The organism is Pedobacter riviphilus, from assembly GCF_014692875.1.
GTDB lineage: Bacteria > Bacteroidota > Bacteroidia > Sphingobacteriales > Sphingobacteriaceae > Pedobacter > Pedobacter riviphilus.
In genome coordinates this window covers 4,939,906-4,963,488 of the sequence record NZ_CP061171.1, presented here as the reverse complement: position 1 = coordinate 4,963,488, position 23,583 = coordinate 4,939,906, and the positions used below count along the sequence as shown (strand labels likewise).

Sequence of the window (23,583 nt, the reverse complement as noted above, 5' to 3'; positions counted from 1 at the left end):
AGAGCTGGGGTATTTAGGTCACCTTAAATCAGCAGGAACTAAATTACATCAACTTCTTCAACCATTTTAACAAGCCCATTTTTTTTTCGTAAGGCGGATAAATCATATTGGTTAAACCCAATTTTGATTGAAAAACCACTGCCCTTTCGTGTGAAAAGGTTTTAAAACCAAAAATACCATGACAGCTTCCCATCCCACTGCTGTTTATGCCACCAAAAGGCAAATTCGGATTACCGATATGAATCAGAACATCGTTTACGCAGGTTCCTCCGGCACTAGTTTCGTTGATGATTTTATTTTGATGTATAGTGTTATCTGAAAAAACATATAATGCTAAAGGCTTTGCTTTACGATTTACAAAATCAATGGCCTCCTGTAGATTGTTGTAAGTAATTACAGGTAAAATTGGTCCAAAAATTTCTTCCTGCATGATCGCGCTGCCCTCAGCTACCGAAGTTAAAAGTGTTGGTGTAATGGTTAAATCTTGCTCATTCGATTTTCCACCAAAGGCCAATACAGCACCATCATGAAGGGCTTCTTCAATCAATTTATTTAAACGTTGAAACTGTTTCGTGTTGATGGTTTTAGCATAATCATTTTTATTAATTGTCGATTCCTCAAAAAACATTTTCTGAACAGCAGCTTTGTAATGTATTACAAAATCATTCAGCATATTTTCTTTAATCAGCACATAATCTGGGGCGATACAGGTTTGTCCGGCATTAACCAATTTCCCCCAGGCAATTTTATTTGCCGCTTTTTGTAGGTCACAGGTTTCATCTACAATAGCCGGAGATTTACCACCAAGCTCTAAGGTAACTGAGCTAAGGTTTTTTGCTGCAGCTTCCATTACCACCCTACCTATTGCGGTACTCCCCGTAAAAAATATATGGTCAAAAGGAAGTTTTAGCAATTCGGTAGAAACATCTGCATCACCTTCAAAACAAGCAATTTCTTTTACATCAAAAGTATCTGAAATCAATTTGCTAATCACACCTGCTGTTGCGCCACTCAGTTCAGAAGGTTTTAAGATGACACAATTTCCTGCTGCAATCGCAGAAATCAACGGGCTCATAATCAATTGTAAAGGATAATTCCAAGGCGCAATAATCAGGCAAACACCTTTTGGTTCGTAATAGATTTTGTTCCTAGCAAAAAGATTGCTCATGCTTCTACCCGCCGATTTTGGTTTCATCCACTCCTTCAGTTTTTTTATAGCGTGATCTATTTCGGCATAGGTGAAAAACAACTCGGTTACGGCGCTTTCGAAACGGTTTTTGCGCAAGTCACTCTTCAATGCGGCAAATATTTCTTCCTCGGCATTTTCTAATGCCTGTTTAAGCTGCCTTAGTTTTCCAATGCGTGTTTTAGCATCCGTTTTGCGCAACCCGAATTTATGTTGCTGCTGTAAACCGAAAACCGTTTTAATTTCTTCTTTCATTTAGTTTGTGTCCTCCTGAACTTGTCGAAAGATTTTTGACTGTCTCTCTTTGAAATAAGCTCAAAAAGCCTATCTATGTTGTGCGTTAAATTTAGTTAAAATGCATTCATTTCATTAAAAATTCATTCATTTAAAGCATATTGCAGCAAATTTTAATATTCACAGATGAAAAGATTGTTTTTTGTTTTTGCATTCATAATTCCCGTTATTATACATGCCCAAACCCTAAAAACAGATGTACTGGTTATTGGCAGTGGTGATGCCGCATATACCGCATCTTTTCAATCATTTAAATCTGGTGTTAAAACCATTTTACTCACACAAAAGGAACAGCTCAATCTTAAGAAAGTTTCTGAGGGCAAGCCTAAAACGGAGGTAAATTTCTATCAGGACTTTCTAAAAAGGGAAATTGAAAACGCAAAAAGCTTAGCAGCGCCTAAACCAAAACCCGATAAAAAGAAGCCGACAAAAGTAACGGTTGATAGCACGCTGCTATTAAATGTGATTAATAATACGCCTTATATTGAAATTAAACGATCTGGCAGCGGCTGGGAAGTGAAACTCACTAAAGATACGAGCATCAAAGCAAAAGTTCTGATTATGGCCGACAATCCAGGAAAATTAATGGCTGCATTAAAAATTACAAACTTAAATCCTGCCCCTTCAAATCAATTAAATTATAACGAAACCCTATATAGAACAACAGTAGCAAGTGTTTCGTCCAAAGGGGCCGATTTTTTATCTTTATACAGCTTACTCATCCCAAATCAGGAAAACCTTTTATATATTCCTGCCGATCAATTTGAAATCGGACCTGCCGCCGGAGCAACCGCCGCTTATACCGCTTTTTTCGACACAAAAACCAGTTTATCGAACTTAAAAAGGATTCAGGGCGAATTACTTAGTTACAAACATGCATTAATGCCTTTTGAGGATGTAAAAGTGATAGATTCTAATTGGCTCGCCATTCAGAAAGTTGGTGTAACCGGTATTCTTAAGGCAGAAATAAGGCAAGATAAAGCCTATTTCAACCCTGAAAAAGAGGTTACTTACGATGAAATTAAGCAGCCGATCAAAGATTATTATTACAAGGCCCAGATCTGGTTTGATGACCATCAGAATATCCCCATTAATTTAGAAAACACCATTGCGATGGTTTGTTATGTAGGCAATAAATCGGTTGAGGCAATCAAAACCGAACTGCAAAAAAAGTGGAGCAAAAATTACAAGTTTACTTCTAAATACGACCTTAAAAAAGTATTAACCAGAAGAGAATTTGCAATAATCATCAACGAGTACCTAAAGCCGTTCGATGATGTGAATGTAGATAAAACGGGCAGGGTAATCCGCTAACCCCTCTCTATGTAAGTGGGTGCAGCTAATCTGCCTTTCGTGTGGCCTCGCTCCTCAAGGAGAGGGAATGAAGAGCTTTTGCTATAAAACACTATCCTTCATAGGGAGGTTGTTGTAACATTTCCATTTCCTTTTAAAATTAGGTGGCGCTTTACCTAAATTGCGTCCAAACCTAAAATTCATGAAGAAATATTTACTTTTCCTTTTGCTTTGCACAGGCGAATATACTTTCGCGCAACAACTAGCGCCTTTAACCGTAGAAAAGATCATGCGCGATCCAAAGTGGATGGGCGTTGCACCAACTAATTTCCGTTGGACTGCAGATAGCAAAACCCTGTACTTTAACTGGAATCCCGAAAATAAAGCTAAAGAAGAATTATTCAAGGTTTCAGCAACATCTACCAAACCGGTTAAAGCCGCAGAAAAGGAAGATGAAAAACTGTTAAGCTTAAACTATACCTATAATACTGACCGCTCACTTGGTTTAATCGAAAAAAGTGGCGATATCTATTTGCAGAATTTCAAAAACAATAAAGAAACGCGGTTAACTAGTACACAAGAGCGGGAAAGCAGCCCTTTTTTTTTAACCAGTGGAAATGTTGTTTATCAATTGGGTGATAATCTTTTCGAGGTAGATCTAAAATCAGCCGAAACCAAACAGCTCACCAATTTCGTTAAAGGTAAAAAAGCCGGAAGGCCAGAAACCAAACCTGTTACCGAGCAGGATAAATGGCTGAAAGCACAGCAAACCGAACTCTTCGATATCATCAAAAAGAGAAATGCAGAAACCAGAAGTGGTGCCCGTGGTGGAAGAGGCCGTTCTGGCGCAACATCTGCAGATACAAAACCATTAAAAGAGCTTTATACCGAAGATAAATTTTTAAATGGTGTAACCATTAGTCCCGATGGGCATTTTATTACTTATAAGCTCACCACACCAGCGCAGAATAACCATAGCACTGTTGTTCCGAATTATATCACATCATCAGGCTATACCGAAGATATTCCTGGCAGAACAAAGGTTGGAGAAAATGAAAATATTTCGCAGGGCTTTATCTACGATACCCAAAAAGATTCTGTTTATGCCATTCAGACTGCTACCATACCGGGCATTAAAGATCTTCCTGATTACCTTAAAGATTATCCAAAAGAATTGGATACGCTAAAAAAGAAAAATGCAGACAGACCTGTAAATTTCTTTGGGCCACTTTGGAACGATAATGGAAGTACGGCAATTGTTGTGGCAACATCTACCGACAATAAAGACCGCTGGATTTTAAAACTAGATGCTTTAACTGGTAAATTTTCTTTAATAGACCGCCAATGGGATGAAGCCTGGATTGGTGGCCCAGGCATTAGTGGCTTTTACCAGGGTAGTACTGGATGGATAGACAATAACCGCTTTTATTACCAAAGCGAAGCTACCGGGTATTCGCATCTTTATGTAGCTAATGTTACCACAGGCGATAAAAAACAACTAACCTCCGGCAAATGGGAAGTACAATCTGTTCAGCTTTCAAAAGATAGAAGCATCTTTTATTTTAAAGCAAACAAAGAGCATCCTGGTATTACCAATTTCTTTAAAATCGGTGTTAATGGTGGCGAACCTGTGCAGATTACCACTATGAAAGGTTTAAATGAAATTACGCTTTCTCCTGACGAGAAATACATCGCCATTAATTACTCCTTTATGGATAAACCTGGTGAGTTGTATCTTCAGCCGAATAAGGTTGGAGCCAAAGCCGAAAAAATTACGCAATCTACATCTGCTGAGTTTAATTCTTACAAATGGCGTCAACCGGATATGGTAACCTTTAAAAACCGTTATGGCGCAGATGTGTATGCAAGAGTTTATAAATCGGATAATCCGCATCCTAACCATCCCGCGGTAGTTTTTGTTCATGGTGCAGGTTATCTTCAAAACGTTCACTTTGGCTGGAGCACTTACTTCCGCGAGTTTATGTTCAATAATTTACTGGCTGATAATGGTTACACCGTAATTGACATTGATTATACCGGAAGTTCTGGCTATGGCCGCGATCACCGTACAGGCATCTACCGTCATATGGGTGGAAAAGATTTAACGGACCAGGTAGATGGCGTTAAGTTTTTGGTGGAGAAATATGGTGTTAACCCGCAGCATGTTGGTTTATATGGCGGCTCGTATGGCGGTTTTATCACGCTGATGGCGATGTTTAACGAGCCCGAGGTTTTTACCAGTGGTGCCGCTTTACGTTCGGTTACCGACTGGGCGCATTACAACCATGGTTATACCTCGAATATTTTAAATGAACCCTTTAACGACCCAATTGCATACAAAAGAAGCTCTCCGATCTATTTCGCCGATAAGTTAAAGGGAAACCTTTTAATGGCACATGGAATGGTTGATGTGAATGTTCATTTTCAGGATATTGTACGCCTAACGCAACGTTTTATTGAGTTGGGTAAAAATAACTGGGAACTTGCGGTTTATCCGGTAGAAGACCATGGTTTTATCGAGCCAAGCAGTTGGACCGATGAGTATAAAAGAATATTTAAATTGTATGAGAATACGTTAAAAAAGTAGCTTTCCGTTAAGCTGGTTGCCATCTCTACTGCGTTACACTCCGCTCGAAATGACGACAAAAGGTTCAAATAGCATACGGCTATAATTTAAGATATCAATATAGTTTTTATCTATATCGTTATCAATAAATATAATTAAGTATTAGCAGATCGGGGTTGATTCACTCCGCTTTTAGCCTTACCTTTGTGGCAACAAAATTAAAGACAAAAAATTATGGCAATAGTAGGTAAAAAATTCCCGAGTGTTAGTATTGATGCAATGTCAGACATGGGTGATGACTTGAAAATCAACGTATTTGAAGAGGCTGTAAACAAAAATAGTAAAGTATTATTATTCTGGTATCCAAAAGATTTTACTTTCGTTTGTCCTACAGAATTACACGCTTTCCAAGCTGCTTTACCTGAGTTTGAAAAAAGAAATACAATTGTAATCGGTGCATCTTGCGATACCAACGAAGTTCACTTCGCATGGTTAAATACACCAAAAGATAATGGTGGTATTGAAGGTGTTACTTACCCGATCTTGGCAGATACACACAGACAATTATCTGGTATCCTTGATATTTTAGATCAGGAAGTTAACTACGACGAAGAAGGAAATGAATCTTTCTCAGGTTCTAATGTAACTTTCAGAGCTACATACTTAATCGACGAAACTGGTAAAGTTTTCCACGAAAGTGTAAACGATATGCCATTGGGAAGAAACGTTAAAGAATATTTACGTTTAATTGATGCTTATACTCACGTTCAGAAACACGGCGAAGTTTGTCCGGCAAACTGGGAAGAAGGAAAAGAAGCAATGAATGCAAATAGAACTGGCGTAGCTGAATATTTAGCCGCTAATTAATTAAACAAAACGTTATGTTTTTAGAATTAACAGAAGATAATCTTCAACAACACCTGGCCGACAACTCAAAGGTGATGGTTCAGTATGCTGCATCTTGGTGCGGAAACTGCAGAATCATGAAACCTAAGTTTAAAAAACTGGCTTCGGAAAATGAAGATGTCGCTTTCTTGATTGTTGATGCCGAAAAACTTCCAAACTCACGCAAATTTGCAAACGTTGATAATTTACCAACTTTTGCAGCTTTTGAAGGCGGCGCTTTGGTAGACCAGGTGCAAACCAACAAAGCAGAAGGTTTAATTGAACTATTTAACAAGATAAAGTAATGAAGATTCCAGTTATAAGACAATTATTTCAAAATACCACTCCGGCTCAACTGGAGAGTACTTTAGAAGTATTAGAAGCATTTTGCGAATTTAGAGGTGTTAGTGAGCATGAGATTGATGTAGCGGGCGAAATGATTACCAATATTTGTGGTGCATTAGAAGTACACCAGATGGTAAGCGAAGGCGCTGCCGAAAAAGACGCATTAAATGCTTTTGGTCAAAAAGTAATGGGTTCGATTGATCGATAATCGTCTTTAAGCTTTAATCTGGCTTTTTCAAAATATAAAATCCCTCGCAGATGTGAATTTGCGAGGGATTTTTGTTTGGTGTTTTTTCTGCTTCTCGTCATGCTGAATTTATTTCAGCATCTTTCCAGCTATTAAAACATATGCATCTGTTTATAGCTTTGAGTCTGTTTTTTGGAAAACAAGGCTCGGTTTTATCTGCTATTATTCGACAGATTCCCTATACCTCAGAATGATAAGAGCCAAAAAAAGGTCTGTAGGAACACAGACCTTGGGGTTATATATTTAACCCGTAAGGTTTTAAAAACCTTACGGGTTTGTAGGCGGGGTTAAGCTAAGTTCCTACCCGCATTTACAATACCAAACACCGTTCTTACCGCAAGTTTTTCTAAAGCATGCTGGTCTTTTTCGTTTTGGTCGTGCTGTAGTTTCTCTAAAGCAAAATGCTGGATTAATACTAATGGTAAAATAATTTTCTCACGTGTGGCGATCGATTTTTTATCTATTGGATAATTAGCCATTAATGTTGGCTGTCCGGAGAGTTTTAAAAGCATCTCCTTCGCTAATTCGAATTCGTTGTGTAGTTGTGTCCAAAAAGCACCAAACTCCTTATCTGCGGCCAAATGCGCTGTAATAGTAAAGTCTGATTTGCTCATACTCATCATACAGTTATCTACAATCGTTTTCAGATAATCGGAGTCCTGATAAACTTTTGCCACTTTATCCCAGTTTCCGGCCTTTTCCTGGTTTTTCAAAGCTGTTCCCATACCGTAAAAACCTGGAACATTTTGTTTCAGCATGCTCCATGCGGTAACAAAACTAATGGCCCTTAAATCTTCAAGCTTCATCTCGCCACCACCATTTCTTTTTACCGGACGGCTGCTAATATTCGCCTGAGATAATAGTTTTAAAGGAGATAACTTTTCAAGATAACTCACAAATAATGGATGTTCACGCAAATCAACAAAAGCCTTATAACTTTCTTCGGCCATTTCATCAAGCAGGGTTTTATTTTCAGAATCTAACAGAATATTGTGTTTCTCTTTCAGTCCAGAGGTCAATCCGGCGTTGATTAATTGCTCTATATTAAATTCTGCACTTTCTACCGATCCGTATTGAGAACTGATGGTTTGCCCTTGCACGGTTAACTGCATATTCTTGTTCGCAATTTCCTTACCCATTGAAGCATAAAAGCGGTGTGTTTTACCTCCACCACGTGCAGGCGGGCCACCACGACCATCAAAAAAGGCCAGCTGGATATTATGGTTTGCTGCAACAGCCGACAAAGATGTTTTACCATTAAAGATAGACCAGTTGGCCATTAAGTAACCACCATCTTTGGTACTATCAGAATAACCCAACATAATATGCTGTTTATTGCCGCGTTTAGCGAGGTGTGCTTTGTAAAACGGATTGCTATACAAGGTTTCCATAATGGCCGCAGCGCCTTTTAAGTCGTTTACCGTTTCGAAAAGCGGCACAAAATCAATGGTTAACGAATCTTTGCTCCATCCGTTCCATAAGAAAAGCTCAATCAACTGAAGGATATCACTCGCCTGCTGGCAATTGCTGATAATAAAACGATGACAGGCTTTTTCGCCATTGCGTTTTTGGATACCTTTAATTTCTTTAATTACCTCAATCGTATCTTTTGTCAAAGCATCAGGCTCACTGGCGTAAACAACCGTTGCCTCTTTAAAAGAAATCAAAGCTAATTTCTCTGCTTCGGACAGTTTATCATAATCAGCAGGATATAACGAAGAAATGGGCTTATTGGCGCGGCAATAGGCATGCACATTTCGCAGCACACGACTATCCTGACGGATATCTAACGAAGCAAAATAGTTACCATATAAGTCTATCTTACGGATCAGGTCGTTAACCAGGTCAACAAACAAACCTTCATGTTCGGCTAATAATGTTTCTTTAATTTTATTCAGGTTATCCCTTAGTTCATCAGAAATATCATGAAGCTCACAGGTCTGGTCAAAAGCATTTAGATACAACACGTCATGCAGCTTTGCGATATTTTCTTCAACACCTCTAAAGGTAATGCGACGTTTAATTACCCTAAAATCGCGGTAGTAACAACGGAAAAGGATCTGTCGCAACATTTTAGAAACTGCCAAGGTCGTATCGGCATGGATATTTGGATTTCCATCCCTATCTCCCCCGGGCCAGAAACCCAGTTCTAAAATTTTCTTGGTTTCCAGATTGTATTCATCCAGGTTCTGATCTATTTCTTCCTGAATATTGGCTGCAGCGAAATAAAAAGTATTTTCTAAAAACCAAGCCAGGTTTAGGGCCTCATCAACCGGTGTTGGCGATTTTTTATTAAAAAATGGCGTTTTACCCAATTGCTGTAGCAAAGAGTTCATCGAGGTAAGATCGTTATCCCTAATGGCCTTGGTTAAATCGGTAATAATGGCCAATACACTTCCGGGATAAAACTGGGTTGGATGTGCGGTTAAAACCAAACGAAGCGAAAGTTCATCAATCAGTTTCTCAATTTTCGATAGCATCGGTTTGTTATCTGCATTCTTCTTTAAAATAAATGCTAATGTACTCTGCTCATCAGTAGTATTTAACTTAGTAAAAGAAGCATCTTCTACGGCATCAAAAAGTACCACCTGACGTTCGATATACTGGATAAAACGGAAAAGCAGGTCAACAATATCCTTTCGCTCGGTATAACTGGTATACTTGGCAAAAAACTCTTCGATAATCTGTGCAGGTTTTTCTCCGTTTGCGATGCCTTCTTCGCAGCTTTTAAAAAACAACGGAAGCAGTGTTCCGGTATCTTTAATTTTGTAAAAAGGCAAGGTGAGAAATAAACTGTTAAATAGCTCGAATTTTGAGATTACCTCATTATTAAAAATAGATTCTCGTTGCGTAGTTAAACGAAGTTTGGGCATGGCTTATGCAATAGTTTTGTATACCGTAATACTACAAAAAATGCATAAGGTATTAAAATTCTAAGGCTTACAATTTGGAAAATTGTAGAATAAATTTTAATTTTAAAATCTTATTTGGCCACGATGTGGTTAAGTAAGAACATTTGCAATGTTTAAGGGCATTGCATTGATTGTTAATTTTTTGGGTTAAAACAGCCGATGTAATAAAATACACCGGCTGTTTTTGTTTTTTGCCATTTTTTGAGGCATTTCTTTGCAAATTTTAGTGCACATCTGCAGGAATGTTTGCGTTTTTCTTAAACTTTTGCAGATAAAGTAACGGAATTGAGAACAACATAATTAACCCTGCTACCCAATATGCATCATCATATGTAAGTAACATCGTTTGTCTGGTTACAATTCCTTCCATCGCTTTCGCCGCCATAATTTTGGCATCAAACAAAGTTTGTCCTTTTGCCATAAATCCTTTGATCAAACCGTTAAAACGGTCAACAAATGGCTGATTATAATCGTTCACATTTGACAATAAAACACTCCTGTGGAAGCCCGAACGGATATGAATTAAAGTAGTTAAAGCTGCAATACCAAATGAGCCGCCCAATTGGCGCATCATATTGTTCAAACCTGAGCCCTGACCAATTTCTGGTCCTTTCAGATCCTGTATAGCCAGAGTAGTTAGCGGCACGAATAAAAGCGCCATACCTACACCACGGATTACCAAAGGCAGGAAGAAATCGCCTGTGCCCGATTGCAGGGTGGAGTTGCTCAGCATCCAACAGAAAATAAAGAATGCGATCATACCAAAAGTAGCCATAAACTGCGCAGGGATACCTTTTTTAAGCATAATACCAATAAAAGGCATCATTACAATGGTACACAATCCTCCTGGAAAAAGTAGTTCTCCTGTTTGCAGGGCCGAAAAGCCCAACAGGTTCTGACAGAATACAGGGAATACAAATACCGAACCGTACAAACCAAATCCTAGCACAAAGGAAGTAAACATCCCCACCGCAAAACTCCGGTGACGCATAATTTTAAAGTTTACGATCGGGTGGTCGGTACTCATTTCTCTCCAGATGAAAAGCAATAATCCGAATACCGATGCAACCGCCAAAGCTGTAATGTATGGGGTAGCAAACCAATCTTCGCTCTCTCCTTTTTCCAATACCGTTTGCAAACTACCTACTGCAACAGCTAATAATGCAATGCCCCACCAATCGACAGGTTGACCCTGCCCTTCTTTCGGAGTGGCCCGCACAAAGGTGTATGTACAGTAGGCCGCGACTATTCCGACGGGAATGTTCACATAAAAAATCCACGGCCATGAACTCACATCCAGGATGTACCCGCCAATAGTTGGCCCAACAGTTGGCCCTACTACCGCACCCAAACCAAAAAGAGCTGTAGCGATACCCACATCTTCACGTGGCCAGGTTTCAATTAAAATTGCCTGTGCAGTTGAGATTAAACCACCACCAGCCAAGCCCTGGATAATCCTGAAAAGAACCAGTTCGCCTAATGAGGTGGCATTTCCGCACAAGAAGGAAACAAGTGTAAAAACAATAATGGAGGTAAGAAAATAATTTTTCCTGCCGAACCGGTTACCCAACCAGCCCGACATTGGCAACACGATAACGTTTGCTACCGCATAGCCGGTAGAAAGCCAGGCCACATCCTCCAAGGTGGCGCCCAGGTTCCCCTGTATTTGTGGTATTGCCACGTTTACGATAGTTGTATCAATCAGCTCCAACAATGAAGCTGTGATTACCGTAAACGTAATAATCCACTTTTTTAAACCTACTTCGGCCATTTTAAATATTATTTAGTAGATACTGAAGCTTTAACGCTCATTCCTGGGCGTAACTTAGCCAACAGTTCTTTTGATGGATGGATTTTGATTTTAACTGGTACACGCTGAACAACTTTAACGAAGTTACCGGTAGCGTTATCAGGAGGCAATAAAGATCCTTTTGCACCAGTAATTGGAGAGAAATTATACACTTCACCTTCAATTTTTTCGTCTGGATAAGCATCAACCTCGATTTCTACTTTAGAACCTTCTTTAATTTTCTCCAATTGGGTTTCTTTAAAGTTTGCCGTTACATAAATGCTTCCATCGTTCACGATAGAGAATAAAGATTGGCCTGCCTGAACCAACTGTCCTTTTTGAACATTCTTTTTAGAAACGATACCACTTGCAGGTGCTTTAATATCGGTATAGGATAACTGAAGTTTTGCAAAATCGATATCACTTTGGCGTTGACTGATTACATTGCTGCTCACCGCTAACTGTGATTGTGTAGTACCAACTTGTTTAACCGCAGCATTATATTGATCTTGTGCTGCACGATATGCTGCCAGAGCAGATTGCCTGGCTGCTTCTGCAGATTCCTTACTCGCCTTAGCCTGATCGAAAGCTTGTTGTGTAATTGAACCATCTTTCACCAAGTTTTCGTAACGATTGTAATCTTTCTGCGCTAAATTTAATTTAACATTTGCAGCTTCAACATTTGATTTTGCTGCATCAACGTTCGCTTTTGCAGTACCGGTATTGGCTTGGGTAGCCACAATTTGAGATTGTGCCACGCCAACACCTGCGCTTGCGCCTTTCTGACCAGATTGTGCCTGCTCTAATTTAACTTTATAATCATTGTCATCAAGTTTCACTAAAATCTGTCCTTCAGTTACGTGAGTATTTTCTTCAAAATTGATATCCTTTACATAACCACCAACACGGGCAACAACAGGACTGATATCCCCATCAATCTGCGCATCATCCGTATCTACGTGTTTGCTATAATAATTCCATTCTGTAATCCCGAAGATTACACCTATTACTAGTAAAACACCTAAAATGATGGGTACTACTAAGTTCTTTTTTTTCTTTTCAGTTGTCATTGCTGTATTTATTGCGTTATTTTTCCTGTTGATTTTAATAGTGTATAGTAAGCCAAACCTGCGTCTGCCTTAGCTATCTCTAAGTTTATTTTTGCCTGGTACAATAAAGTTTCTGCATCAATACGATCGGTAACAGAAGCCACATTGTTTTTGTATTTAGATGCCAACAATTTATCATTTTCAGTAGCTTGTGCAATTGAAGTTTCCAAAACCTGAATCTTGTTCATGGCCACTTGATAACCTTGAAAGTTTTTGTTTATATCTGTTTTTACCTGATCAGATAATATATCTTTCTGAATGATAATTGCACTTTGCTGAATTTTCGCTTCGCTTACCTTGTTCTTGTTTGTCCAAAGGTTGCCGAAATTCCAGGAAACTGTTGCCCCTAATGTAATAGGCATTAAATATTGATTTGTTGGCGGAATAAAATTGCCACTTGGGTTAATGTAATATAAGTTTGCACCAACACCAACGGTAGGCAACGTATTTGCTTTGATGGTTTTAATGTTAAAATCGGCAACTTTGTTCTGCACATCAAGTTGTTTTAATTCCTGGCGGTTGGCCATTGCCAGCCCAATATATTCGTTTAACGAACCTGGTGTTTTTAAGCCAATGGTTGGATCAACAATTTTAACTTCGGTATCTTCCGGTAAACCCAAAAGAATATCTAAATTATAGTTGATCACTTTGCGGTTACTTTCAATATCCATTTGCGTTAGCGTAACATTTGCCTGCTGCAACTGGAAACGCAGTACATCGTTTTTGGTTACAATACCCTGTTCGAAGAAACGTTGTGCCTGTTTAATCTGAGCAGCGATCGATTCTAAATTCTGATCAACCACTTTTCTGCTCTGTAAAACCTTGTATAAAGCATAATAGGTATTGATTACTGCATACGTAATTTCTTCTTTGTTTTTATCGGCATCTAAATGTGCAACCTCGGCCAATAATTTGGTAGATTCTTTTGCATATTTTAATTTACCGCCTCCGTAAACAAGTTCTTGTACCGCTGCTGTACCTACAAAAGCATCGGCTCTTTTAGGCAGGTGAAAAGATGACTCACTACCCGGCAAAGCAAAGGTAGTGGTTGGTATTTCAGCATGGTTGTACATAAAACTTGCACTTGCGGTTGGCAATGCATTGTCTTTTACAACTGCGAGCTGTGCAGCAGCCTGATCAATTTTGTTTTGAGAAAGTTTTAAGTTTTTACTATTGGCTATGCCAAGTTCTATTGCCTGGTTAATATTTAATTCCTTACTGCTCTGCGCAAATAAAGCTGCAGGAATTAATGATGCCACTAGCATTAATCTAATCGATTTGGGTATCATCTTTTTGTCGTTAAATAAACTGTTGTTAAATCTTGTAAGTGAGCTATTGCCCGCTCTTTAATAATTTTTTTATCCTTCGGATTGTTCAGGTCGAAATTAGCGCACGACATTACCTTATGTGGTGCAATAACAATATTGGTTATGGTACCCATAATAGTCGCAATTACCATCCGCACATCTACCTTATTAAAACTGCCGTCTTCAATACCGCCTGCAATAATCCGGTCGATAAGCTGCATGTTCTGGCTCATGGCGTCCTTAATCTTATCGTACATTTCGGGCCTTTGGGTTAAAGACAGTTCACGGTGCATCATTTTATGAAATGCAGTGTTACTCATAATCCTATTTACATAGCCTTCTATAACTTTGTGCAATTTTTCCAACGCCGAAATCTTATCTTCATTGATGATTTTGAGCTGAGATGCAAAACCTGCAATCCGCTCGTTCATGATCTCTACAAAAACACCTTCTTTCGAACCGAAATAATAATTTATCATCGCCATGTTCGCCCCAGATTCTTTAGCAATCTGCCGGGTAGAAGTACCCTCATAACCCGTTTCGCAAAACAACTTTTCAGCTGCAGCGAGAATGGCTTGTTTTTTATCTACTTTTTCTGTTTTCATTTCTTTTTGACGACACAAAATTAATCAAACGATTGATTAATTTCCAAATGTTTTAGTACTTCTTTTACATTATCTTGATAAAACCCTAATTTTAAATGAAATAATCACCCTTGATAATGAAAAATAAGTTCTTTACAGTGGCAACTTTTGCCCTTGCCCTATGGCTCCTATGTTCATTTATCGGCACAACAAGAAGAGACCATCAGAGCTGGATCAGGATTAATCTGCTCGGCTACCCTACCGAAAGTATTAAAGTTGCAGTATGGGCGAGTAAAACAAATGAAATACCTGCCCAATTTGAAATTGTAGAGAAAGAGACCAATAAAATTGTTTATACCTCAACTAATATTAAAAGTTTTGGGCATTATGGCCCTTTTAAGCAAACAGCCAGGTTAAACTTTAGCGATTTTAAAAAACAGGGGCGTTTTTATATCCGGGCAAATGGCACTACTTCGCCCCTGCTACTGATCAATGATGATGTATATAAAGGTGCGGCAGATTTCTGCTTGCAGTATATGCGCCAGCAACGAAGCGGCTTTAACCCCTACCTTAAAGACAGTTGCCATACCCACGATGGCTTTGTATTATATGGTGCAAAAGCAGGCCTTAAAGACAGTATGCATTTTGATGCTTCTGGTGGGTGGCACGATGCAAGTGATTATTTGCAATATTCAACAACATCTGCTAATGCTACTTATCATTTATTAATGGCCTACCGCGATTTCCCACAGGTTTTTGGCGATAAGCAACAGGCAAATGGTTTAACCGGAAAAAACGGCAGGGCCGATATTTTGGATGAAGCAAAGTGGGGTTTAGATTGGCTACTGAAAATGCATCCGCAAAAGAACATGATGTTTAACCAATTGGCTGATGACCGTGATCACATTAGCATGCGAATACCAAAAGAAGACAGCCAATATGGTAAAGGGTTTGAGCGCCCGCTTTATTTTATTACCGGAGAACCGCAGCAGCGTGGTAAATTTATGAACAACACCACAGGAACCAGCTCTACCGCTGCTAAATTTACCAGTGCTTTTAATCTAGGTTCTGTTTTATTTAAAGAGCGTGATCGGACTTATGCACAAATGCTTACTAAAAAAGCCAAAACGGCATATAAATTCGCGTTACGAAAACCTGGTGTAACACAAACGGCTTCTGTAAAATCGCCATACATTTATGCTGAAGACAATTGGGTTGACGATATGGAACTGGCAGAAACATCATTCAATTTTGGAAGAGAAAAGGTCGATCAAAAGAAAATAACGCTGGCCTTAAACTATGCTCAGCAAGAAAGTGTCACGCCTTGGCTACAAAAAGACACCGCAGCGCACTATCAATATTATCCTTTCATCAACCTTGGTCACTACGAAATTGCCAGACAAGATTTAAAGGACAAAACAGCCATCAGCTATTATCAAAAGGGAATTAAGCAAGTTTGGAACCGTGCACAAAACAACGCCTTTTACCGTGGTATTCCTTTTATCTGGTGTAGTAACAATTTAACTGTTTCCTTTGCTATGCAATGCAACTGGTATGCCGCCTTAAGTGGCGATAAAACCTACGCTGAGCTTGAACAGGCTAATTTCGATTGGCTTTTTGGCGGTAATCCTTGGGGAACGAGTATGGTTTATGGTCTGCCTCAATGGGGAGATACCCCAACCGATCCGCATTCGGCTTTTACCCATTTAAAGAATTATCCAATAAATGGCGGACTGGTTGACGGACCAGTTTACACCAATATTTATAAAGGCTTGATTGGGATCAAATTAAATGAAGCTGATGAATATGCCGACTTTCAGAGCGACCTGGCCGTTTACCACGATGATTATGGCGATTATAGTACCAATGAACCTACAATGGACGGAACAGCCTCTCTTATTTATTTATTAGCGGCCAAAGAAGCACAGGCTAAAGCCTTACCCAACCATAAAACTTATAGCTTGGGTGCGAACATTCGGGGCGATTCTACTCAAAAGAAAATCTATCTGGTTTTTACAGGTGATGAATATGCTGATGGCGGCGAGAAAATAAGCAAGGTGCTGGCACAGGAGAAAGTTAAAGCATCTTTTTTTCTTACCGGAAATTTTTATCGGAACCCTAACTTCCATTCATTGATTAAAAAACTAAAAAATGACGGGCATTACCTAGGCCCGCATTCTGACAAACATTTATTGTACTGCGATTGGAATAAACGCGACAGTCTTCTGGTTACAAAAACTGATTTCGAAAAAGATTTAAATAATAACTATCAGGCCATGGCAGGTTTTGGGATTAACAAAGAAACGGCGAGCTATTTTTTACCTCCTTACGAATGGTATAACCAAACCATCGCCAACTGTACCAATGCGCTGGGCTTACAATTAATCAACTTCACTCCCGGCACACGATCAAACGCTGATTATACCTATCCCGAAATGGGAAAAAGTTATCGATCGAGCGATGAAATATATCGATCGATTATTACCTTTAATGAAACAAAGCCCAGTGGTTTAAATGGTTTTATCTTATTGCTGCACATTGGTACAGATGCCAGAAGAACTGATAAATTTTATAACAGGTTGGCAGAATTGATTAGCTATCTGAAAAAGGCTGATTATAAATTGGCTAGAATTGATAATTAATTAGAATTTGGGTGTAATGACAAATTAAATTTAAAATAAATATTAACTTTGCCTCCAAATAACAAAAAACATGAGTGTACAAGAGAACAGCAGCAATAATTTCAACTGGTTATATTATGCTTTAGGTTTATTCTTCGGAGTTTTAACTGGAGCAATCATTACGCAAAACTATATTTTTGCTTTGTTAGGTGGCGTTTTAGGTTTGTTAACAGCAGGCTTATTTTTAAACGCTATCGTAAAAGGAAGAAAATACTAGTTTTTAGTCCCTTATACAATTAAATCCTTTTAAGGATTAAAAATATAATTCCACAGCAAATGAGGCGATTATGATTTTACGAATAACTGTAAAATCATAATTGCTCATCGCTACTGAAAACAAAAACCTATAAATGAAAAATATCTTCATTGTTGTTTTCGCTCTTCTTTGTTTTGGCGCAAAGGCCCAACAAGCCCCTACCGCCGAAGTAAAATTTCCTGTTGCAGACCCAAGCCCTGCAGATATTGTTTATTTTCCACTTAATGCCCCAAAGGCAAAGGCTGGAGACCCAACAAAACCGGTTATAAAGATTGTTTATTCGCGCCCACAGAAAAAAGGGCGTGATATTTTTGGCGTTTTAGAACAGTATGGAAATGTTTGGCGTTTTGGTGCTAACGAAAGTACAGAGGTTCGTTTCTTCAAAAAAGTAAGCATTGGCGGTAAAAAAATCAAAGCAGGTGCTTATAGCATATTTGCCATTCCAAATAAAGACACCTGGACGATTATTGTAAATAGCGAAACCGATAAATGGGGTGCTTTTACCTACAATCAGGCTAAAGATATTGTTCGTGTAAATGTTCCGGTTAAAACCCTGGCTAAACCGATCGAGTATTTCTCCTTAACCTTTACAGAGATTATTGGAGGTGCTAATCTGGTTATCGGGTGGGACAGAACGCAGGTAGAATTACCAATTAACTTTTAAGTCGAAAAGAAATAAAACAACAAAGTCTCGGTAATAACCGAGACTTTGTTGTTTTATTTGCTATATAATTCTCCGCATCTAAGAATAATGCCCTTAATTTGAAACGAGTTTTTTAGCCTCACTATCGTTGCTGATAAAGACTTTGTATACCTGCGTAATTTTCCATTCGCCTTCTTTATCTTTCTCGATGATCACAAAGTTTTGTTGTGCACCATCAAATAATTCGTAATTAATATCTACACGTGCAATTACCAGGGCATCGGTTTCAGAAACAATTGTAGAACTGATGCTGCAATCGCGCTGAATTACGCCTTCATTTTTCTTCATCTGGCTTAATACATCACTTGCTTTATGTTTAATTACCCTTACATCTCTATTCGAAGTAAAAACAGCATCTTCGCTTAAAACCGCTTTTAACTTTTTATAATCAGAATTCATGTAACTATCCATATAATAATTGATAACCGATTTATGGCTTGCAGTTGGTTTTTCAGCTGCAAAAACATTATTTGTGATTGTAATACCTAGTAATAAAATCACCAAAGCTTTTAGTCTCATAACTATCTGTGTTTTTTTATTAAAGGTCGGCCGGAACTGATAAAAATAATATGCCGATAACACCATAATGATGAGGTAACTAAAATGTGATATTGCATTAAAAAGCCCTTTCCAATTGGTTTTGGAAAGGGCTGTGAACTGAATTCAATTCAGCGAAAAAATGGATTAATAACCCGGGTTTTGCTGAGGTTTTAATACCGGATTGGCATCCAGTTCTAACTGAGGAATCGGAGAAACCAACCTATTATCACCAGATGGGAAGTTTAAGATTTTCCAGTGTACTGTAGAACCGGTTCTGTCCACACCTTTTTTAGTACGTAACAAATCGAAAAACTTATGTCCTTCGCCATACAACTCTTTATTACGCTCCAACAGTATTTCTTCAATTAAAGCATTACCTGTGTTTGCTGAAACAACAGTAGCTACACCAGCGCGTTGCTGTATAGCCAATAAAGCTTGTTTAGCTGCTGGTTCATTACCCAATCTTGCTTCTGCTTCTGCCTCAATTAAATACATCTCTGAAGAGCGAATTAGCACCTGATTATTAGCAGGCGTAGTTGTAAAGTCGAACTTATTGATCAGATATCCCTCTCCTCTTCTTCTGTAAGCGCCGGTACTGGCAGCAGCAGTTGGACTGTTTTTAACCAGGAACTGTTTTTTACGCTCATCGTTTGCGGCAAAAGAATTAAAGAAATCATCAGTAACCCTAAAGCTTGAGTAACCTGAATCGTAAGGGTCGTAAAATGATGATACTGCAAGGAAACCCTGGTTATCATCTGTTCTTACATTAATGGCGTAAATCCACTCAGAGGTTGGGTTATTAAAGCCTGTTAACAATGCGGCGGCTGTACTTAATGGCTTTGCTGCACGTGCTAACTTAGCGTAGCGGCTAGCTTCGGCCCAATTGCCCATGTTTAAATAAACACGAGCTAACATACCTTGTATAGTAGGAACACTCATTCTATAAATACTGGTTCTGCCTGTTGTTGGTAAGTTTGTTTCCGCATATTTCAAATCATCAATAATAAAAGCATACACATCTTTTACTTTATCCCTGGCAGGTGATGTTTCATCTGGCCCTAAAGGTTTTCTTAAAATAGGTACACCAAGCGCTTCAGGATTTACAGCATAAGGCTGTGCAAACCAACGTACTAACCAGAAATACGTGTAAGCTCTTAACGCTCGCGCTTCGGCCAGATATTCTGTTTTTAAGGCATCGCTGATAGGCGCCTCCGGAATGTTCACCACAAACTGGTTTGCATTTGAAATCACTTTATAACTGTATTGCCACCAGGCATAGGCATCGCCGTTGTTTACTGTTTCTACAAACTGATATTGTGCTACAAAACGGTTATAGTTTCCGGCACCGCTTACAACCATTACATCGTTACCCTTAACATCGGCACTTAATATCATATTATTAGTATAACCCGAAAAGGTAGTAAGATCGTAAATACCAGTCATGGCTGCCTGTATTTTTGCTCCTGACGAAAAAGCATCTTTAGCATTTATTTGTTGTGTTGGGGTTACCTGTAAAAACTCTTTCTTGCAGGATGTTGCCCCAACAAGAAGAAACATTACTCCGGTATATATGGCGGTTTTATATGTTTTTATCTTTTTCATTACTTTATCAATTAAAATCCAACATTAAGACCTAACGTAAATGTTTTAACATTTGGAATATCGTTATCAGTTAAACCGGTAAGGGCCGATTCAGGATCCATACCTTTATGTTTAGCCCATGTAAATGGATTTTCAGCCATTAAATACACCCTAACATTCGACAAATGAACAGTTTCTAACCAATTTTTCTTTAATGAATAGCCCAATGCGATATTTTTAACACGCATAAATGATCCATCGTATAAGAAACGGGTTGATTGGTTATTTCCTAAATCAGTATTATTGATTACAAAGCGGGGTACATCGGTTATGTCACCTGGTTTTTGCCAGCTGTTATAATTATCTATTGATAATTGCTTACCAACAGCCCCCCCACTATGCATCAGGTTACCATATAAGGTATCGTAAATTTTAGCTCCGGTAGAAAAATAAGTGAATACGCTTAAATCAAATTCCCTATATCTAAAGGTGTTGTTAAAACCTCCTGTGAATTTTGGTAGCGAAGACCCTAAACCATCATAACGTGTTGCAGTTGACCAGTTTTTTGTGGTAATTCTGTTCCCTGTAGCCTGACCATTTACAATTTCGTCGGTATACCACATTGGTCGGCCATCTGCCGGATCAACTCCTGCATAATCACGTAAATACCATTGGTATCTGTCAGCTCCTACTTTCCATCTTTTGGTACCATCAATTACTTCATTTTGGGTCATTGCATTGATTTTGTTTCTATTCGAAGTAATATTAAAAGAGATGTTCCAATCGAAATCTTTGGTTTTAACCGGGTTTCCGTTTAATAAAATCTCTACACCATAATTATCCATCGAGGCAAGGTTTGTAGTCAAATTATCAAAGCCGGTTAACCTTGTAAGAGGCTGATCAAACAATAAGCCTTTAGACCCTCTTTTATAATATGAGGCTTCACCGCTAATTTTCCCTTTCAGGAAAGCGAACTCCACACCAATATCTAAAGTTGAATTCTGCTCCCATTTCAGGTTTACATTTTCGAGCTGAACATAGTTAATGCCCGATTGTCCTTCGTAGTTTTTACCCAAGCCATATAAACCCTGGGCCGCATAACGATCAATTCTGTCGTTACCTGAAGTACCATAACTGGCTCTTAATTTTAATTCATCAATCCAGTTTACATCTTTTAAGAAATTCTCTCTGCCGATGCGCCATCCGCCACCAACAGAATAAAATGTTCCGTATTTATTGTCATTTCCAAAAACAGATGAACCGTCTCTTCTTAAACTTCCAGATAGATAATACTTACCTGCGTAGTTATATTGCAAACGCGAAAAATACGAGGCAAACCTTTGTTGGGTATAATAAGATTGTACTGTTGATGGTGTTGATGCAGCAATTTGCTCATTAGTCCCTGGGAAAGGGAATCCTGTAACCTGGGAATAGTTAAAATCACGTTTTGAACGGTATGCTTCTTGGCCTAATAAAACATCGAAATTATGCTGATTGAAAGTTTTGTTGTAGGTTAAAGTATTTTGAAACGTTACAGTAACATCCTCTTTCGAATAACGGTATGCGCGTCCTTTTACACTCACACCATCGCCATGCTCCATGTTGTAGAACTGGCGTTCGCGGTTGTTGATATAATCAATTCCCACCATACTTTTAGCAACAAAATCTTTTAAAAACCGAACCTCGGCATAAGGACTGGTGATAACCCTGTTGGTTATGGTATTGTATTCATTCAGTTTAGATAAACCAACCGGGTTAAAATCTGGTGTAACAGGGTTAATGTAGTTGTAGACAGGGTTTCCGGTTGCATCATATACTACGTTTCCGTTGGCATCACGTACATATAAGGGATAAATATTGGCTGTTTGATCTGCAAAGTTTACCGGGTTATCAGAACCAGTACTTCCGGCCGGGGTATTTTGCTCGGTGCGGGTTAAACTGTTGTTAATGCCCACTTTTAAGAAATCGGTAACATCGGTATTAAAGTTAAACTTGCCTGAATAGCGTTTAAAATCTGAGCGAATTACAATGCCATTTTGCTCAAAGTAACCACCCGAAACAAAGAATTTACTTCTATCATTACCACCACTAGCTGATAAATCAATATTTTTAGTTACGCCTCTGCGCAATACTTCATCACGCCAATCGGTATCGTAAAGCAATGATGCTCCATTAGCCAATACTCCATTTGCTGCGTAAGGATTAGCCGTGTTGTATGGATTTACAACTAATTTAGCATTGGTTAATCCATTTGCTGCAGTAGCCGCAGCATCAGGAGCTAAACCCGCTGCCAAACGCTGTGCATAATAAACATCCCAAAATGTTTTGTAATATTGTGTGGCATCCATTACCTTATGCTTATCTACTGCCTGGTAAGAATATCCGGTGCTAGAGCTTAAATTCAATTTAGTTTTGCCGGCTTTTCCTTGCTTTGTTGTGATCAATACCACACCATTTGCTGCCCTAGAACCATAAATAGCTGCAGCGGTCGCATCTTTTAATACTGTTACCGAAGCAATATCGTTGGGATTTATTGAAGAAAGTACATCAGAAGTTTGTGCAACCGAACTTAAATCGCCATTGGTAATGGCAATTCCATCAACCACATAAAGCGGGGTACTTGAAGCGGTAAAGGAACCTACTCCACGAATCCTAACAGTAGAAGTTGCACCTGGCTGACCAGATACACTGGTAACCTGCACACCAGCAGCAGCTCCTTGTAGGGCTTTCTCAAAAGAAGTAACTGGACGATCTTTAAAAACATCGTCATCAATCACAGCTGCAGAACCTGTAAAGTTTTCCTTCTTAATGGTTCCATAACCGATAATCATTACATCCTGCAGGTTTTTAGAAGATGAAACCATGCGAATATTTAGCGTTTCGCCTGTTATTTTTACTTCCTGCTCAGTGTAACCAACATAGCTCAACACTAAACTCTGTGCATTTGCTGGTACCGAAATTGAAAAGGTTCCTTGCCCAGTGGTTTGAGTTAGTTGTGTGGTTCCTTTTATCTTTATGGATACGCCTGGCAATGGCAAGCCATCATCCGCATCAACCACTTTTCCGGTAATTGTTCTATTTTGCGCCAGGGCATCAAAATAAGACAAAACCGCCACCATTAAAATCAATAGTAATTTTTGTTTCATGTTTGGGAATAAATAGTTAGTAATTAATTAGTTCAACAGGTTTTTAGCAGATGAGCACGAAACCAAATCAATAAGCAATTTAGGTGCTGTGAAAATCTGAAAATGTGCGAAAATCACCATTCTGTACAGAAGGGGCTTTAAACGCAAAAAAGCAAACCC

At 38.8% G+C, this 23,583-nt stretch carries 17 protein-coding genes; 8 read left to right on the top strand and 9 right to left on the bottom strand.

Features of this window, described 5'->3' with window-relative positions:
* Nucleotides 1–43 precede the first annotated feature (43 nt).
* Nucleotides 44–1,441 carry an aldehyde dehydrogenase family protein gene (locus tag H9N25_RS20360; RefSeq protein WP_190327048.1) on the bottom strand — a complete coding sequence of 466 codons (1,398 nt, stop codon included), beginning with the start codon at nucleotides 1,439–1,441 and terminating at the stop codon, nucleotides 44–46.
* Between the two features lie 165 nt (nucleotides 1,442–1,606).
* Between H9N25_RS20360 and H9N25_RS20355 the strand changes: the two genes are divergently transcribed.
* From H9N25_RS20355 to H9N25_RS20335, 5 genes are all read left to right on the top strand, one after another.
* Nucleotides 1,607–2,794 (top strand): hypothetical protein, encoded by a 1,188-nt coding sequence (locus H9N25_RS20355; protein WP_190327047.1) that lies wholly within the window; start codon nucleotides 1,607–1,609, stop codon nucleotides 2,792–2,794.
* A gap of 181 nt (nucleotides 2,795–2,975) precedes the next feature.
* Nucleotides 2,976–5,360, top strand: coding sequence for a S9 family peptidase (locus tag H9N25_RS20350; protein WP_190327046.1), 2,385 nt, complete (start codon nucleotides 2,976–2,978; stop codon nucleotides 5,358–5,360).
* Between the two features lie 213 nt (nucleotides 5,361–5,573).
* Entirely contained in the window at nucleotides 5,574–6,206 is a 633-nt protein-coding gene (locus tag H9N25_RS20345; RefSeq protein WP_167295933.1) for a peroxiredoxin, read from the top strand.
* 14 nt (nucleotides 6,207–6,220) lie between these two features.
* Nucleotides 6,221–6,529 (top strand): thioredoxin family protein, encoded by a 309-nt coding sequence (locus tag H9N25_RS20340; protein ID WP_167295932.1) that lies wholly within the window; start codon nucleotides 6,221–6,223, stop codon nucleotides 6,527–6,529.
* Entirely contained in the window at nucleotides 6,529–6,777 is a 249-nt protein-coding gene (locus H9N25_RS20335; RefSeq protein WP_190327045.1) for a DUF6952 family protein, read from the top strand. The genes H9N25_RS20340 and H9N25_RS20335 overlap by 1 nt, the downstream gene beginning before the upstream one ends.
* Before the next feature lie 326 nt (nucleotides 6,778–7,103).
* Here H9N25_RS20335 and H9N25_RS20330 read toward each other — a convergent pair whose 3' ends face one another.
* The 5 genes from H9N25_RS20330 to H9N25_RS20310 form a co-directional block, all read right to left on the bottom strand.
* Nucleotides 7,104–9,689 carry a phosphoenolpyruvate carboxylase gene (locus tag H9N25_RS20330; RefSeq protein ID WP_190327044.1) on the bottom strand — a complete coding sequence of 862 codons (2,586 nt, stop codon included), beginning with the start codon at nucleotides 9,687–9,689 and terminating at the stop codon, nucleotides 7,104–7,106.
* A 262-nt stretch (nucleotides 9,690–9,951) separates the two neighbouring features.
* Nucleotides 9,952–11,499, bottom strand: a complete 1,548-nt coding sequence (locus H9N25_RS20325) for a DHA2 family efflux MFS transporter permease subunit (RefSeq protein ID WP_190327043.1) — start codon at nucleotides 11,497–11,499, stop codon at nucleotides 9,952–9,954.
* 8 nt (nucleotides 11,500–11,507) lie between these two features.
* Nucleotides 11,508–12,587 carry an HlyD family secretion protein gene (locus H9N25_RS20320; RefSeq protein ID WP_190327042.1) on the bottom strand — a complete coding sequence of 360 codons (1,080 nt, stop codon included), beginning with the start codon at nucleotides 12,585–12,587 and terminating at the stop codon, nucleotides 11,508–11,510.
* 8 nt (nucleotides 12,588–12,595) lie between these two features.
* Nucleotides 12,596–13,915 (bottom strand): TolC family protein, encoded by a 1,320-nt coding sequence (locus H9N25_RS20315; RefSeq protein ID WP_167295927.1) that lies wholly within the window; start codon nucleotides 13,913–13,915, stop codon nucleotides 12,596–12,598.
* Nucleotides 13,912–14,538, bottom strand: a complete 627-nt coding sequence (locus H9N25_RS20310; RefSeq protein WP_190327041.1) for a TetR/AcrR family transcriptional regulator — start codon at nucleotides 14,536–14,538, stop codon at nucleotides 13,912–13,914. The genes H9N25_RS20315 and H9N25_RS20310 overlap by 4 nt, the downstream gene beginning before the upstream one ends.
* Before the next feature lie 116 nt (nucleotides 14,539–14,654).
* Between H9N25_RS20310 and H9N25_RS20305 the strand changes: the two genes are divergently transcribed.
* From H9N25_RS20305 to H9N25_RS20295, 3 genes are all read left to right on the top strand, one after another.
* Nucleotides 14,655–17,159: a glycoside hydrolase family 9 protein gene (locus H9N25_RS20305; RefSeq protein WP_190327040.1), complete on the top strand. Its 2,505-nt coding sequence runs from the start codon at nucleotides 14,655–14,657 to the stop codon at nucleotides 17,157–17,159.
* A gap of 70 nt (nucleotides 17,160–17,229) precedes the next feature.
* On the top strand, nucleotides 17,230–17,415 hold the full coding sequence (locus H9N25_RS20300) for a hypothetical protein (protein ID WP_025141696.1): 186 nt from the start codon (nucleotides 17,230–17,232) through the stop codon (nucleotides 17,413–17,415).
* A 133-nt stretch (nucleotides 17,416–17,548) separates the two neighbouring features.
* Nucleotides 17,549–18,118: a DUF2911 domain-containing protein gene (locus tag H9N25_RS20295; protein ID WP_167295924.1), complete on the top strand. Its 570-nt coding sequence runs from the start codon at nucleotides 17,549–17,551 to the stop codon at nucleotides 18,116–18,118.
* Nucleotides 18,119–18,211: 93 nt separating this feature from the next.
* Here H9N25_RS20295 and H9N25_RS20290 read toward each other — a convergent pair whose 3' ends face one another.
* The 3 genes from H9N25_RS20290 to H9N25_RS20280 form a co-directional block, all read right to left on the bottom strand.
* The gene (locus tag H9N25_RS20290; RefSeq protein ID WP_167295923.1) at nucleotides 18,212–18,676 is read right to left on the bottom strand and encodes a nuclear transport factor 2 family protein; all 465 of its coding nucleotides are present in this window, start codon (nucleotides 18,674–18,676) and stop codon (nucleotides 18,212–18,214) included.
* A 165-nt stretch (nucleotides 18,677–18,841) separates the two neighbouring features.
* Complete coding sequence (locus H9N25_RS20285; RefSeq protein ID WP_190327039.1) at nucleotides 18,842–20,299, bottom strand: RagB/SusD family nutrient uptake outer membrane protein; 1,458 nt, start codon at nucleotides 20,297–20,299, stop codon at nucleotides 18,842–18,844.
* Between the two features lie 11 nt (nucleotides 20,300–20,310).
* Entirely contained in the window at nucleotides 20,311–23,424 is a 3,114-nt protein-coding gene (locus H9N25_RS20280) for a SusC/RagA family TonB-linked outer membrane protein (RefSeq protein WP_167295921.1), read from the bottom strand.
* Nucleotides 23,425–23,583: the final 159 nt, after the last annotated feature.

What these genes read in the sequence shown, in the direction of transcription:
- H9N25_RS20360 (WP_190327048.1), bottom strand. Translation starts at nt 1,441, where the DNA reads ATGAAAGAAGAAATTAAAACGGTTTTCGGTTTACAGCAGCAACATAAA.
- H9N25_RS20355 (WP_190327047.1), top strand. Translation starts at nt 1,607, where the DNA reads ATGAAAAGATTGTTTTTTGTTTTTGCATTCATAATTCCCGTTATTATA.
- H9N25_RS20350 (WP_190327046.1), top strand. Translation starts at nt 2,976, where the DNA reads ATGAAGAAATATTTACTTTTCCTTTTGCTTTGCACAGGCGAATATACT.
- H9N25_RS20345 (WP_167295933.1), top strand. Translation starts at nt 5,574, where the DNA reads ATGGCAATAGTAGGTAAAAAATTCCCGAGTGTTAGTATTGATGCAATG.
- H9N25_RS20340 (WP_167295932.1), top strand. Translation starts at nt 6,221, where the DNA reads ATGTTTTTAGAATTAACAGAAGATAATCTTCAACAACACCTGGCCGAC.
- H9N25_RS20335 (WP_190327045.1), top strand. Translation starts at nt 6,529, where the DNA reads ATGAAGATTCCAGTTATAAGACAATTATTTCAAAATACCACTCCGGCT.
- H9N25_RS20330 (WP_190327044.1), bottom strand. Translation starts at nt 9,689, where the DNA reads ATGCCCAAACTTCGTTTAACTACGCAACGAGAATCTATTTTTAATAAT.
- H9N25_RS20325 (WP_190327043.1), bottom strand. Translation starts at nt 11,499, where the DNA reads ATGGCCGAAGTAGGTTTAAAAAAGTGGATTATTACGTTTACGGTAATC.
- H9N25_RS20320 (WP_190327042.1), bottom strand. Translation starts at nt 12,587, where the DNA reads ATGACAACTGAAAAGAAAAAAAAGAACTTAGTAGTACCCATCATTTTA.
- H9N25_RS20315 (WP_167295927.1), bottom strand. Translation starts at nt 13,915, where the DNA reads ATGATACCCAAATCGATTAGATTAATGCTAGTGGCATCATTAATTCCT.
- H9N25_RS20310 (WP_190327041.1), bottom strand. Translation starts at nt 14,538, where the DNA reads ATGAAAACAGAAAAAGTAGATAAAAAACAAGCCATTCTCGCTGCAGCT.
- H9N25_RS20305 (WP_190327040.1), top strand. Translation starts at nt 14,655, where the DNA reads ATGAAAAATAAGTTCTTTACAGTGGCAACTTTTGCCCTTGCCCTATGG.
- H9N25_RS20300 (WP_025141696.1), top strand. Translation starts at nt 17,230, where the DNA reads ATGAGTGTACAAGAGAACAGCAGCAATAATTTCAACTGGTTATATTAT.
- H9N25_RS20295 (WP_167295924.1), top strand. Translation starts at nt 17,549, where the DNA reads ATGAAAAATATCTTCATTGTTGTTTTCGCTCTTCTTTGTTTTGGCGCA.
- H9N25_RS20290 (WP_167295923.1), bottom strand. Translation starts at nt 18,676, where the DNA reads ATGAGACTAAAAGCTTTGGTGATTTTATTACTAGGTATTACAATCACA.
- H9N25_RS20285 (WP_190327039.1), bottom strand. Translation starts at nt 20,299, where the DNA reads ATGAAAAAGATAAAAACATATAAAACCGCCATATATACCGGAGTAATG.
- H9N25_RS20280 (WP_167295921.1), bottom strand. Translation starts at nt 23,424, where the DNA reads ATGAAACAAAAATTACTATTGATTTTAATGGTGGCGGTTTTGTCTTAT.